This is a genomic window from Streptosporangium sp. OZ121 (genome assembly GCF_051918885.1).
GTDB lineage: Bacteria > Actinomycetota > Actinomycetes > Streptosporangiales > Streptosporangiaceae > Streptosporangium.
Genome location: NZ_JBPXMC010000039.1, coordinates 1 through 13,579, shown reverse-complemented (window position 1 = coordinate 13,579; position 13,579 = coordinate 1). Strand labels below are relative to the sequence as shown.

Below are 13,579 nucleotides of genomic sequence, written 5' to 3'. Positions count from 1 at the left end.
GTCGTCGGAGCGAAGGACGAGATCCAGTCGGCGCGGGCACGAGGGGTGTGCGTCACGGCACGCGGAAACCATCCCGGAACCAGGAAGCGATCCCCCGAACCGCCAGCCGGTAATCGATGCGTCAAATCTATCGGGGATATCGCCCTATTCGCTGAGTTGCCCGTCAGATTCGCTAAGCGACGTCGACGGAGGCCGGCCCCGGGGGCACCCTGGGCGGCAGCGGGGGGACCGCGGGGATGAGCCGCTCGATGACCGGCAGGGCGCGGTGGGCGTACAGCGGGTCGATCGGCAGCACGTGCCGGGCCCACCAGCGCGCCACCTCGGGCTGGGGAGAGGGGTCGGTGAACTCCGGCAGGTAGCCGTCGTACGGCGGGTCGTAGAGGTAGCCGGTGGCGACCCCGTGCCGCTCCAGCTCGGCGATGGCCCCGTCGCGGCCGTAGACCAGCAGCGGGACCCGGAACAGCGGCTGGTCCAGGTGGCGGCGGACGGCCGGCGCCACGGTGGGCGACGCGGCCAGCACCGAGACGCCGGCGATCCGCCGTGACCGCTGCCGGGGCAGCGCGTGCAGGCGCCGCGACTGGTACCAGCGCGAAAGGTGGCCCCGCCTGGCCCGGTAGTCGTGCAGGTCGGCCTGGACCCAGGAGTCGAACGCCGGCAGCTGCTGCGGTGCGTACTCCAGCGCCCTGAGCAGCTCCGCCGGACGCGGGGCGATGCGGTATCCCTCGCGCTCCTCCTCCATGCCGAGCGCGCGCATGGCCCTCAGTGCCGGGCGGACCATGTTCAGGCGCAGCGCGGCGTGCCGGCCCGCGGAGGTCAGCACGCTGTGGATCTCCTTCCTGAAGACGCCCGGCTGCAGCAGCCGGTCGCGCTCGCGCTCCAGGGCGCGCAGGTCCGAGAGGTGCTCGACCGCGATCACCCCGCCGGAGCCCGCCCCCGCGTGCTTGGACAGGCTGAACACGCCGGCCACCCCGAAGGTGCCGATCGGCCTGCCGTTCACGCTCGTCTCGATCGCGTGCGCGACGTCCTCGATCAGGATCTTGCCGCCGAACGCGGCCACCCGGTCCGGCAGGCCGTACAGGTTGGTGGTGAGCACCGCGTCGACCGCGTCGAGGTCGACGGCGTCGACGTCGATGTTGCCGTCGTCGAGGGAGAGCGGGGCGATGACCGGGCGCAGCCCGGCCGCGAGCACGAGGAAGAGGATCTCGTCCGCCGACAGCGGTGACATCAGCAGTCGCTGGCCGGGATGACACCAGTGCCGCAGGGCCAGATACAGGCCCAGGCGGTTGGAAGGCAGCGGGAGGCAGAGGCGATGTGTCCGCTTCGCCACAATGTGCTCAGGAGTCACTGGAAACCGTCTATCACGTACGGCATTGGGACCGCAAACCAGTGGCCGCGTGTCGTCCTAACCGGTGCTCACCTGGGAGGTCTTGCCATGGTTCATCACCCTGCGCATGTTCGGGAAGACCAGCAGCGCCACCAGGAGCTGGCTGCCGAGCATGGCGTAGCCCACCGCGGCGATCCCGAAGTGGGGGAAGAGCACCGCTATTGAGGTGAGGACCAGGACGGCCATCCCGATCTGGACGAGGGCGAGCTTGCGCGCCTCGCTCTGGGCGCGCAGCATGCTGAGGCAGATCTCGATCACCGTCTGGGGGAGCACGGCGATCGCCATCAGGCGCAGCAGCGGCGAGCCCGCCTCGGCGAAACCCGGGCCGAACACGCTCAGGATCAATGGCGCGCCGATCACGACCACCGCGACGACCGGGCCGACGATCAGGAAGGTGCGCCGCAGCGCGTTGCGCACGCTCTGCGCCAGCTGGGCGGCGTTGAAGGACCCCTCGACGGTCAGCGAGACCGCCATGTTGGCCGCGAGCAGCCCGACCATGGAGCCCAGCGTGTGGGCTATCGAGAAGTAGCCGAACGTCGGCGCGTCGTCGAGCCAGCCCGCGACGATGACCGGGACGAGATAGAGGATCAGCAGGATGGAGAACGCGCCGGGGAAGTCTCCGGCGAGGAAGCGGCCCACCTCGCGCAGGCGCGGCGGATTCGCGGCGCTCACCTCGGTGTTCTTGACGTGCTTGGGGATGATCACGCCGAAGATGAGCCAGCTGATCGGGATCAGCGCTATGGCCGTCGGCACGATCCACGAGACGAAGATCCCGCCGAAGACGCCGCCCTGCGGCAGCGCGTACGCCAGCGCGACGAGCAGGCCCATCTTGACCAGGCCGAACGCCAGGCTGTTGACCGGCACCCAGACGGCGTTGCGCAGCCCGGCCAGCGTCACGTCCTGGAGGGTGAAGATGGTCCACACGAGCACCGAGGCGAGGAAGAACAGTCCCGGGCCGAGCCCGCCGAGGTCGGCGTAGACCGAGCCCCAGATCGGCAACGTCAGCAGGAACCCCAGCGCCGCCACCAGGCCGGCGGCCCCGGCGACCGCGTAGCCGCGCAGGACGAACTCGGCGGTGCGGCGTCCGGCCACCGGGATGAACCTGGCCAGGGCGCCCGCGAAGGCGAGCCCGGTCAGGGAGGAGAACAGCCGCATCGCGCTGATCTGGGCCTGGCCCTCGCCGAAGGCGGCGGCGGTGTACAGGTGCGTCGCGAGGAACCAGTAGCCGAGGCCCAGCACGGCGGTGATCCCCGTATTGATCATCAGCGCGTAGCCCTGCAGGAACAGGGGGTTCCTCAGGTCCTTGCGCAGGCGGTCCATCAGGCCGGCCCCGCGCTCCTCGGTCGCCGTCCGGCCCGCCGCCTGGTCGCTCCCGTCGCGCGTCACGCCGCCATCATCGGCCGGGCCGCTTGCACCGACCTTGCCACCCGCTGTACGGAGGCCGGTGGCCGCGTTCACCGGTGGTTCTGGACCCTCCGGCCGGGTGCCCGGCGCGGGAACGCCGCCCCTGGGCCTGGCGTGCCTGCCTCGTCCGGTGCCGTGCTCACTCACCCCGGTACTCCCGGTCCGCGCCGTTCCCTGAGGCGGTGCGGGAGTGCCGCGGATCGCTCGGGCGGGGTGGATCGGTGGCCTCGCCGGCGGGCCCCGAAGGGCACGTCGCCGGCGTACGCGTCTCGTCACGAGACCTGCCGGTCACCGAGGGGTACATGAGAATCGGCACGTGAGTCATGATGCCCCAGTTTCAAGCGAGCCGTGTCCGGCATGTATCCGGAAGTCCCCCGCACGGCCTGATCGTGATGGAGACTGCCCTGCTTTCCCGGGGTCGAGGGGTGGAGGGAGAGTGGCCGAGGTCACCGGGATCACCGGGAGCGACTCGCGGTATGCGGAGCGGGTTCGCCCGCGGTGCGCGGAGCGGGTTCGCGGGAGCCGGGCGGTCCGGGGCGAGGGGGGCGGCCCCGCGCGTCACTCGGGGGCCTCAGGAGCAGGGGCTTCGGGACTTTCTGGTCCTCAGGGGGCCGGTGCCGGTGCCGCGGGGTCCTGGGAACCTCGGGAGGTGAGGAGACGGTTCAGGACGCGGACGCCGAACTCCAGGCCCTCGACGGGGACGCGCTCGTCCACGCCGTGGAACATGCCGAAGTAGTCGAGGTCGGGGGTGAGCATCAGCGGGGCGAAGCCGTAGCCCCTGATGCCGAGCCCCGCGAAGGACTTGGCGTCCGTGCCGCCCGACATCACGTACGGCACCGGCCGCGCAGCCGGGTCCTCGGCCACCAGGGCGGCACCGAGCCGGTCGAAGAACGGTGAATCCATCGGGGCCGAGGGGGCGTCCTCGACGTTGACGAACTCCCGGGTCACCCGGGGGCCGAGCAGGCGGTCGATCGTCTCCAGGAACTCCTCCCGGTATCCCGGCAGGAACCGCCCGTCCACGTGGCCCTCGGCGGTGCCGGGGACCACGTTGACCTTGTAGCCCGCCTGGAGCATCGTCGGGTTCGCCGAGTTGCGGATCTGCGCGCCGAACAGGTCGCCGATCCGGCCGAGCCGCCTCGCCTCCTCCTCCAGCCGGTCGAGGTCGACGCGCTCGCCGAGGATGTCCGACAGGTCCTCGATCAGCGCCGCCACCCCGGGCGTCAGCCGCACCGGCCAGGGGTGGGAGGCGATCCTGGACATGGCGTGGCAGAGCTCGGCCACCGCGTTGTCCACCGGCGGGCGGGAGCCGTGGCCCGCGACGCCGGTCGCGGTGAGCCGCATCCAGGCGGTGCCGCGCTCGCCCACCGCGACCGGGTAGATCCGCGCGCCCGGAGCCTCGACGCTGTAGCCGCCGGACTCGCTGATCGCGTCGGTGCAGCCGTCGAACAGCTCGCGATGGTGGCGCACCGCGTAGCGCGCGCCGTACTCGCCGGTGGCCTCCTCGTCGGCGAGGAAGGCCAGCACGACGTCACGGTCCGGCCGCACCCCGCGCCGGGCCCAGTCGCGGACCAGGGCGAGCGTCATGGCGAGGGTGCCCTTCATGTCGACCGCGCCCCGGCCCCAGACGCATCCGCCGGAGACCTCGCCGGAGAACGGGTGGATCCGCCAGTCGGAGGGCCGGGCGGGAACCACGTCGAGGTGGCCGTGGATCAGCAGGGCCTCGGGCGAGTCGCCGGGGATCCTGGCGACCACGCTGGTCCTGCGGCTGGCCGACTCGAACACCACCGGCTCGATCCCGGCGTCGGACAGCAGGGCGGCGACGTGCTCGGCCGCCGGACGCTCGCCGGGGCCGGGGTTGGTGGTGTCGAACCTGATCAGGTCCGAGCAGATCTGCGCGACCTCGCTGCTCATCGACGAAACGCCCCCCGGAGACAAGAACCCACAATCTGGATCAAAGGTGCATACCCCTCCGGGTTGGAAATAGCACCTCGGGTCGTCGTGTCGAGCACTCCCGGCCGGCTGCGACGCCGCTACCCCTCCAGGGCCCGGGAGCTTGTCTCACTCGCTGAGCGCGGCCTGCGGAGTCTTCTTGGTCGATCCCTTGGCCACGCTGGGGTCGCCGGCGGCGAACGCCTCGGCGACCTTCCCCCCGATGCGCCCGCGCTCGCTCACCTCGATCCCGTGGGACTTCGCCCACGCCCGGATCTCGGCGCTCCGCTCGCGGTTGCCGCCGGAGCCCTTCGCCCTGCCCTTGCGGCTCAGAGAGGTGCTCGCCTTACGGGCGGCGGACTGGAACGGCTTGAGGGCCTCACGAAGTTTCGTGGCGTTCTTCGAGCTCAGATCGATCTCGTAGGCGGTGCCGTCCAAGCCGAACGAGACGGTCTCGTCCGCCTTCTTGCCGGTGATGTCGTCGGTGAACGTGACGACTTGCTGACGTGCCATTGTGCGACTCCTTAATCTTGGCGCCGGAGCGTGCGGTCGTGAACCCGACCGACGATGGTTCCCGCGTCTCTTCCCCGTGCGCAAAACTCTAGTCCCTCCTTTCACCGCTGCGCTCAGGAAACCCCTGCCCATCGGAGATCAATCCTTCGGGTTAATTACTCAAGGCCGAACTCCGACGTCTCCACGTCATTGGGAAATGCTTCCCGCTCACGAGGGATTAAAAACGACGGCGGCGCCGGGCCCCCTAGGCGCCTTGTATGCCGAGATCTGTCGGATACCCTCGGCGGGTTTTCCGGAAGGGGGCATCTGGGCGCTTTGGAGTTTCATGACCTCCGGGTGGTTTCCGGCCTCGCCGCCCGGAAAAAAATCGACTTCCGCCACTTGGGGCGACTCCGGTCCGTCGTTCCACTGCCGTTCGTTTCCCGGGCGCCGTCGCGCCGGGCGCCGCGACCTCCCACCGTCGCCCCTCTCGGCCGCCGGGCGTGTCCTCCGTCCCGTTTTCGCTGCTCACGGTATCTGTCGAATCGAGATCGCAGGAGGGGAACGGGGGACGGGCCGGGGGTGCGGAGAGGCGGGGAGGAGAAGCCCCGCGCGCGCCGTCCCGGGCGCTCGGCGGACAATTCACGCACGCCGGATGTCCGTAACCGAACGCGTTCCGGGATTCTGGAGGACAAATGACTTCCCCGCGTCCGGAATGCGTGCCGCCGGTCCACGGGTTTGCCGGTGTCCCGCGCCGGGTGTCTTCGAAGGCGCCCGGCGGCACGCGGCCGATCACATTGAGGTGCGGTCCCGACACTCTAAGGTAAGGCAAGACTCGCCTTGCGGACCGTATGATTCCGGGCGTCTCGCATTGTGGGGGAGGGGGACGGCGGGCGTCGTTTGGTCCCTGGCGGTCATTGGCCCGTTCCATCGTCCGTCCGGATCAATCAACCGGCGTTCCCCGAATTGTTCGCGAGCCGGCGGGGGATCGGATAGGGGCATTGACCGGATCCGGCGCCTCCGCGCCCCGGCCCCCGGCCCCCGAAGCCTTCGAAACCGGTGGTCCGTACGCCGGCCGCGCGGTCGTGACCGGATTTGTCGGTCGTGATCTCTACCGTCCGGCCCATGACAAGTGCAGTGCAGGCCTACTCCTACGCCGGCCCCTCCACGCTCTCCGACGGACATCTGGGACTGTCGACGTCCGGAGGCCGGAGCACGACGGGCTTCCTCGACCATCCCCGGTTCTTCAGCGGGTTGCTCACCCAGGCCGCGCCCGCCGCGACCGGCCTGCTCGCGGTCGCCGACGTGGCGCTGGCCCGCTACCACCGGCCGCAGCCCGGATTCACCCGCGATCCGGTCGTGACCTGCGGCGGCGACCGCCTCAGGTTCGAGTCGTTCTCCGCCTGCGGCGGCGTCTACGCCCGGCTGGACGTGCTGGGTCCCGCCCTCGACGGTGAGGTCTTCGACCGGGGCACCACCAACGTGGACGTCAACAACCCGCTGCGCGAGGCGCTGGCCAGGGTCGGCGGCCGTGACCCGCTGCACGTCGGGGTCGGTCCCGACGAGCTCACCGTGACCACTCTGGACGGCGCGGTCGTGGAGAAGAAGGTGCCGCTGCCCGACCGGTGGCTGCGCGGTTTCGCGGAGGTCCAGGTGATCGCCTCCGGGTTCGACCTGCGCGCCGAGCTCGCCGGGCCGCAGGCCGTCAGGTTCCTGCGCGGCCTGCCGAAGCGGGCGGCGGCCGAGGTGTGGGCGGTTCCCGCGGGCAGGGAGCTGCGGCTCTCCGAGCGGGCCGTACCGGGCGGGGTCCATCTGGCCGGGGTCGGCAGGCTGGCGACGATGATGCCGTCGCTGCGCTTCGCCAAGGCGCTGCGCGTGTACGGGCCGGCGGACGGCTCGGGGTCGAGCGCCTGGGAGCTGGAACTGCCGGGCATGCGCTACACGCTGGTCCTGTCCCCGCAGGCCTGGCGCGGTTTCTCCGGGGAGGGGGCCGTCCTGGACGACCTCTCCTCGGACGTGGTGGCCGGCGACGCCGACCTGGTCGGCATCCTGCTCGACTTCGAGCCCACCCTGGAACTCGGCCTGCTCGCCGAGCGCTCCGGGCTCGCGCCGGAGCGGGTCCGGGCCTCGCTCACCCAGCTCGGCACGGCGGGCCGGGTCGGCTACGACCTCTTCGAGGCCGCGCACTTCCACCGCGAGCTGCCCTACGACCGCGACCACGTCGCGGCGCTGAACCCCAGGCTCGGCTCCGCCCGCGCCCTGGTCGCCTCCGGCGCCGTCCGGCTGACCGGCCCCGATTCGGCCGAGGTGACCACCGGCGGCGGCGTCCGCCTGGTGCGGACGGCGGAGGGGTCGTGCACCTGCCCGTGGTGGTACGACCACCGGGGCTCGCGCGGTCCCTGCAAGCACGTGCTCGCCGCCCGGATGGCCGCCGGCGCCCGGGACACCTCCCCGGCGGCACCGGTCACCCTAACCCCGGAGGGCGCCCGATGACGGTCTGGGACGAGGTCCGCGAGCTCATCGAGAGCGCCGGTCTCGACGAGCTCGCGGCCCGGATGGTGGAGCTCGACGACGCGGAGCGCAGGGAGGTCGCCAGGGAACTGCCCGGATATCTCAGGCCGGCGCGTCGCGAGGCGGGGTCCTTCGAGCCGTGGAGAAGGCGGGGCGGGCGGGGCGAGCATCTGCGGGTGGCGGGGGCGGGCTCGCTCGGTGGCGCGGCGGCCGTGGCCACCTGGCTGAACCGCCGCGAGTTCACGATCTTCGAGTGGGAGAGGCCGGGCGACACCGCCGCCCTCATCAAGGTGATCTCCGCGCGGGAGCCCGGGTGGCGGGCCGATCTGGTCTCCCGGCTCGTCCTGCGGATCCGCACCCCGACCTCACCGGGACTGCCGCTGGTATTGGCCCTGCTCCGCGGTACCGGCGTGACCCCGCCCGAGCACGACCCGCTCGTGCTGGGCTGGCTCGCCACGCCGCCCAGCGCGGGCGGGCTCCTTCAGGACCCGCTCCTCGACGTCCTGCTGCCGAGGATCTTCGAGGCGCAGGGCGTGGGCCGCGCCCTGCGCGAGGAGCGGAGCGACCCGCCGCGCGCCGGGTCCTGGCTCGGCGTGCTGGCCGCGCTGAGCGGCGAGGGGAGGGTGAGCCGCGAGACGCTCGTGCACGGCTGCGTCAGCCGGTTCCTGCGCGGAGGGGATGCCACCGACCTGCGGTTCTTCGTCCGCCTCCACGAGCTGCTCGAACCCGCGCACGCGGAGGTGGAGGCCCGCGCCCGCGACTACCTGCGCCTGCTGCCGGCCGCGCCGGGACCGGTCGCGGAGCTGGCGCTCAGGCACCTGCGCCGCCTCGACCGCCTCGACCCGGCCGACGTGACGGAGGCGCTGGAGGGCCTGCTGTTTCGCGCCGAGGCCGGCCTGGTGCGTGCCGGACTGACCTGGCTCGACCAGACCCTGCGGCGGTCGCCGGAACGGGCCGACGAGCTGGCCCCGGCTCTCGCGTCCGCGTTCGGCCACGAGGCGTACGCCGTGCGGGAGCGTGCCGTGCGTCTCGCGGTCAAGCACGCGGCACACCTCACCCCGCTCGGCGCGGAGACGTTGCGCGCGGCGCTGGGCGCGCTCCCGCCGGACCTGGGGCGGCTCCTGGCCGGGGCGGTCGGCGGAGAGGCGGAGCCTGAGCGGGAGCCGGAGGTCTTCACCCCTCCGCCGCTCACCCCGCCCGATCCCGCGGGGGCCTTCCCCGACCCGCCGGGCACGGTCGCCGAGCTGGTCCGCGCGGACCGGTCCCGCGACTGGCAGGAGACCGAGCGGTGGCTCGCGGGCTTCGTCCGGTTTGCGGCCGAGGACCGCGAGGCGCTGCGCGCCGCGCTCACCGGGAGCGTCCAGGGGGCCCACGACCTCTACTGGTGCGAGAACTGGTACGCGCCCCATGAGTGGTTCGCCGCGATCGCCGCGGAACTCGTCTCCCCGGGCGCCGATCCCGGACCGGCGGTCCGTGAGGCACCGGAGGACTCGGAGGTCTCGAGGGGGTGGACCCTCGGGAGCGTCGTGATCGGCGTGCGGGGCGAGGACGGCGCGGAGATGTCCTTCGGCGACTTTCTCGCCGGGGCGCGCGACTACGTCATGCGGATCCTCACCGGAGGTGAGGGGAACGGCGGGACGGCCGGGCCGGGGGAGGAACGCGACCTTTCCCGGGGCATGCCGCCGGGGATCCGGTCCGACGCCGCCGAGTTCGAGGGCGGTCACTCGTCGCTCCGGATCCGGGGCGGGCCCGCGGATCCGGGCGAGGGCGAGGGCGAGGGCGAGGGCGGGGAGATCGTGACGACCCTGGAGGCGGGGGAAGCGGTCTTCTCGGGGTCGTCCGGCCACGACGGTGTCGCCGGGCATCGTGCTCCCGGGGAGATCCCGCCCGACCGGCTGCCCGGCGAGCACGACATCTCCGCGCCGCACCGGTTCGTGCTCCGGCGGTGCGCGGAGGTGCTCGCCGCGCTCAAGACGGGCACGCTGCCGCCGGTCCTGCTCGCGACGCCGACCGGCGCCACCGGCCACCTCGACCCCGCCGCGTTCCTCACCCGCCTGGAGGCGGTCGAGGCCGCCGGGGCCGAGCCGCTGCCCGCCGACTTCCAGCAGGCGCTGCTGCGGTTGCCGGGAACCGCGGATCCCGAGGTGGTCGCCCGGGCCGGACGGCTGGTCTCCGAGGCCGGGCGCCGGGCGGCGCGATGGCTGGCGGAGGGGCCGGTCGAGCCGGAGACGCGCGTCCGCTGGACGTTCACCGGGAACGGGAACCTCTACCACACCGACGAGCGCGAACCGCCCCCCGGCGCCGATCTGAGCCCGGTCCCCTGGGTGCGGACCGGACCGACCGGCCTGCCCCTCGTCGACGAGCTGCTCGGCGAGGTGTCATGTCACAACCGGGGGGAGCACGGCCGGTTCATGGCCTGGTGGCCCGCCGTCCTGCCCTGGCACCGCGACGTGGTCGCCGCCCGCTGCCTGCCACACCTGCTCGACTCCTGGTACCGGCCCGGGGTCCAGCCGGACCACGTCGAGGCGCTCACCGCCTGCGACGGACCGGCCGGCGAGCCCATGGCGCTGCTGCTCGCCTTTTTCCTGGCCCAGCGCGACCCGGACCACGGGGTGCGGCTGGTGCTGCGGATGGCGGCACGGGGGGACCTGCCGGCGGACGCGCTCGGCGGGCAACTCGCCCTGCTCACGAACCGGACCCGGGTGAAGCTGCCGCACGCGGTGGCCGGGCTCGAACAGGCGGCCGCGCAGGGCGCCCACCGGGAGGTCTGGGAGGTGATCCGGGCGGCACTGCCGCACGTGCTGCCGGGGGAGGGAGAGCGTCCGCGCCCGGGAGCGACCGATCTCGTCGCCCTGGGCGTCGAGGTGGCCCGGCGGGCCGGGGCGCGCGGGGAGATTCCCGGGCTCGCCCCGCCGCCGCGCCGCTCCTCGTCGGGGTTCGGCCGCCAGTGCCGCCGCCTGCACGACTATCTCGTACGGCCCTGATCCCGCCCGCTCGAGCCGGGGGCGGGGGCGGCGGGACGGCGTCCGGGCGGACGCCGTCCCGCCGGGTACGCGGAGAACCCGGCGACGGCGAGCTTGCGGACCAGCGCCGTGAGCGCCGCCGTGATGATCGCCGCCCAGGTCTGGGCCTGGGAGAGGCGCAGGAGCCCGGCCGCGAGGAGGAAGTCGAGCAGCACCGCGAGCGCGACGCCGGGACCGCCGCCGGAGAGCAGCACGGCGAGCGCGGCGGCCAGCCCCATGACGACGATCAGGGGGACGAGCATCCGGACGAGGTCAGCCATTCCCGGCACCGGGCGGGACGCGCCCGCCGGGGTCGTCCGGCGAGCCGTGCCCGCCCGGGGCGTCCGGTGAGCCGCGCCCGCGCGCGTCGTTCACCGTGCGCCCCTCCCGCTCGATCTCCCTGTTCAGGAAGAAGTTCAGCGCGGTGCGGATGGCCGCGATCGCCGCGAGCTGCCCGATCTGCGTGAAACTCGGCGCGATGGCCGTACGCAGCACGTCGCTGGCCAGCTGGAACTCCAGGCCGAGGGCGAGGAACCGTCCCAGGAACAGCCGCACGGTGATGAACCCGTCGTCGTGCCGCCGTACGGCCGCCAGCACGAACCGCACGAACGCGATCGCGGCACCGACGAAGATGACGGCCGCCCCGGCCGCCTCGACGAGGCGGACCAGCAGGTTGACGAGCTGCCGGAGGGTCTCCTCCGGTAGGAGATCGAGCATGCGCTGCTGTTACCCGGTGGCTCACCGCCCATGCGCCGACGGTCGCCGCCCCTGCCCGCGGCGGTCGGGGGTCGCCCATGGGTCGATCGGGGGTCGCGCAGGTGGCGATCAGAGGTAGAGACCGGTGTTCTCCGGGGCGGCCGAGGTGCGGTCGAGGACGCCTTCGCGGCGGGCGAAGAGCTCGGCGAGGGTCGCGCCCGAGGGGGAGAGCCCTTCGGTGGTGCCGAGCCAGCGGGCGGCCTCGTCGTAGGGGAAGACGCCGACCTCGATCTGGGCGAGGCAGCGGCCGGGGCGGGTGACGGCGGGGTGGAGGTGGGCCAGGTCCTCGTTGGTGGTGATGGCGACCAGGACGTCACGGCCCTGACCGAGGAGCCCGTCGGTCAGGTTGAGCAGCCGCGAGAGGCCCTGCCCGGTGGCCTCCTTGGCGCCGGCCCTGATCAGCTCGTCACAGTCCTCCAGCACCAGGAGCCGCCACCGGTCGCCGCCTCCGTCGCCGTCGTGATCGTGGTCGTGCTCGTCGGAGCCGACCGCGACCTCCATGAGGTAGCCGGGGGACTGGAACAGCAGCTCCGGATCCAGCACGCAGTCGACCTGGCACCACGACCGCCACTCGTGGGCGAGCGTGCGCAGCAGCGTCGTCTCGCCGGTGCCCGGCGGGCCGTGCAGCAGGATCAGCCGGCCGTGCGCCTCGGAGGGGGTGACGGACATCAGCCGCGACAGCGGCTCGCTGACCGACCTGGCGTAGTTGCCGGAGATCTCCGCCCAGGGGTAGGCGGTGATCGGCTTCTTCGAGCGGCGGCGGCCCCGGGGGTTGGAAGCAGTTGGTGGTGGAGCACGCATCAGGATGTGTGAGTGAGCTTGAAGGAGTGGGTTAAGGCGCAGGGGTGTCCATCCGATCACCGCTTACCGGTGGTATCGGGAAGGCGCCCTGGCCCGTGCCCGCTCGTAAGGTCGGGCGGCTGAGCCTGGTCGCAGACGTCGATCCCGTCGCCTGGCACGGCGCAACCACCGTGGGGTACGCCCGCGTGTCTTCGGCGCAGGCGTCTTCCTCGGCGTGCCCGCCTCCACCGACACCGCTACCGGCACCGCCGGCAAGACCAACGGCTCCGTCTGCGGCTTCCTGCGCTCCCGAGGCGGGCGTGGGTCTGTTCGCCGGTCGGGTAGTCGTTGACCATGACTCCTACGCTACGTTAACGGTCAACTGCGTATCGTGACGGGGAGGGTTGATGCGGGTCCACCAGGCCTACCGCTACGCCCTGGACCCCACCCCCGAGCAGGCGCGCCTGCTCGCCTCCCACTGCGGTGCGGCCCGGTTCGCCTTCAACTGGGGCCTGGCCCGCATCAAGGCCGCGATGAACCAGCGGGAGGCGGAGAAGTCCTACGACATCGCGGATGAGATGCTGACCGAGGTGCCGTGGTCGTTGTACGGTCTGCGCCGGGCGTGGAACACCGCCAAGGGCGACGTCGCGCCGTGGTGGGCCGACAACTCCAAAGAGGCCTACAGCACCGGCCTGGACGGGGTGGCGCGGGCGTTGAAGAACTGGGCGGCTTCGCGTCACGGCACCCGCAAGGGGCCGAAGGTCGGGTTTCCCCGGTTCAGGTCCAAGCACCGCGCCGTTTCCTCGTGCCGGTTCACCACCGGCGCGATCCGGGTGGAGGCCGACCGCCGCCACGTGACGCTCCCTCGTCTGGGTACGATCCGCACGGGCGAGTCGACCCGGAAACTGGCCCGCCACCTGGAGCGCGGCACGGGGCGGATCCTGTCGGCCACCGTCCGCGGTGAGGGGGGCCGGTGGTTCGTGGCGTTCACCTGCGAGATCGACCGCGCCGACCGCGCCCCGGCCCGGCCGGGCGCCGTCGTCGGGGTGGATCTCGGGGTCAAGGACCTCGCGGTGCTGTCCACCGGCGAGGTCGTCGCCAACCCCAAACATCACCGCTCGGCGCTCAAACGGCTACGCAGGCTGAACAAGCAACTCGCCCGCCGCGTCGGCCCCCGCGCCCCGGACGGCGGCAAGCAAGAGCCCTCGGCCCGCTGGGCCAAGACCAAGGCCGCCTTGGGCAAAGCACATGCGCGGGTGGCCAATCAGCGGCGCGACGGCCTGCATAAGCTCACCAGCCGCCTGGCGGCCACCTGGGGCAC

General features: G+C 72.6%; 10 protein-coding genes. 3 read left to right on the top strand and 7 right to left on the bottom strand.

The annotated features are described in order from the left end of the window. Window positions 1-172: 172 nt before the first annotated feature. The 4 genes from ACTOQ1_RS38875 to ACTOQ1_RS38860 form a co-directional block, all read right to left on the bottom strand. Window positions 173-1,327 (bottom strand): DegT/DnrJ/EryC1/StrS family aminotransferase, encoded by a 1,155-nt coding sequence (locus ACTOQ1_RS38875; RefSeq protein WP_440073160.1) that lies wholly within the window; start codon window positions 1,325-1,327, stop codon window positions 173-175. A gap of 75 nt (window positions 1,328-1,402) precedes the next feature. Continuing rightward, window positions 1,403-2,770, bottom strand: a complete 1,368-nt coding sequence (locus tag ACTOQ1_RS38870; RefSeq protein WP_440073159.1) for a lipopolysaccharide biosynthesis protein — start codon at window positions 2,768-2,770, stop codon at window positions 1,403-1,405. 621 nt (window positions 2,771-3,391) lie between these two features. Further along, window positions 3,392-4,699, bottom strand: coding sequence for a M20/M25/M40 family metallo-hydrolase (locus tag ACTOQ1_RS38865; RefSeq protein WP_440073158.1), 1,308 nt, complete (start codon window positions 4,697-4,699; stop codon window positions 3,392-3,394). Window positions 4,700-4,846: 147 nt separating this feature from the next. Next, a complete protein-coding gene (locus tag ACTOQ1_RS38860; RefSeq protein ID WP_362683408.1) occupies window positions 4,847-5,230 on the bottom strand; it encodes a histone-like nucleoid-structuring protein Lsr2 in 384 nt (127 codons plus the stop codon). A gap of 1,104 nt (window positions 5,231-6,334) precedes the next feature. Between ACTOQ1_RS38860 and ACTOQ1_RS38855 the strand changes: the two genes are divergently transcribed. Together ACTOQ1_RS38855 and ACTOQ1_RS38850 are read left to right on the top strand one after the other, a co-directional pair. Next, on the top strand, window positions 6,335-7,702 hold the full coding sequence (locus tag ACTOQ1_RS38855) for an SWIM zinc finger family protein (RefSeq protein WP_440073157.1): 1,368 nt from the start codon (window positions 6,335-6,337) through the stop codon (window positions 7,700-7,702). Beyond that, window positions 7,699-10,704: a hypothetical protein gene (locus ACTOQ1_RS38850; protein ID WP_440073156.1), complete on the top strand. Its 3,006-nt coding sequence runs from the start codon at window positions 7,699-7,701 to the stop codon at window positions 10,702-10,704. The genes ACTOQ1_RS38855 and ACTOQ1_RS38850 overlap by 4 nt, the downstream gene beginning before the upstream one ends. On the opposite strand, the gene ACTOQ1_RS38845 is transcribed toward ACTOQ1_RS38850, so the two are convergent. From ACTOQ1_RS38845 to ACTOQ1_RS38835, 3 genes are all read right to left on the bottom strand, one after another. Continuing rightward, window positions 10,686-11,003: a hypothetical protein gene (locus ACTOQ1_RS38845; protein ID WP_440073154.1), complete on the bottom strand. Its 318-nt coding sequence runs from the start codon at window positions 11,001-11,003 to the stop codon at window positions 10,686-10,688. The two genes, ACTOQ1_RS38850 and ACTOQ1_RS38845, sit on opposite strands and share 19 nt — an antisense overlap. Then, a complete protein-coding gene (locus ACTOQ1_RS38840) occupies window positions 10,996-11,439 on the bottom strand; it encodes a DUF1622 domain-containing protein (protein WP_440073152.1) in 444 nt (147 codons plus the stop codon). The genes ACTOQ1_RS38845 and ACTOQ1_RS38840 overlap by 8 nt, the downstream gene beginning before the upstream one ends. Window positions 11,440-11,547: 108 nt before the next feature. Then, a complete protein-coding gene (locus ACTOQ1_RS38835) occupies window positions 11,548-12,279 on the bottom strand; it encodes an AAA family ATPase (protein ID WP_440073151.1) in 732 nt (243 codons plus the stop codon). Window positions 12,280-12,665: 386 nt separating this feature from the next. On the opposite strand from ACTOQ1_RS38835, the gene tnpB reads away from it, so the two are divergent. After that, window positions 12,666-13,579, top strand: a 914-nt coding sequence (tnpB, locus tag ACTOQ1_RS38830) for an IS607 family element RNA-guided endonuclease TnpB (protein WP_440073150.1), incomplete at its 3' end; no start/stop codon positions are given.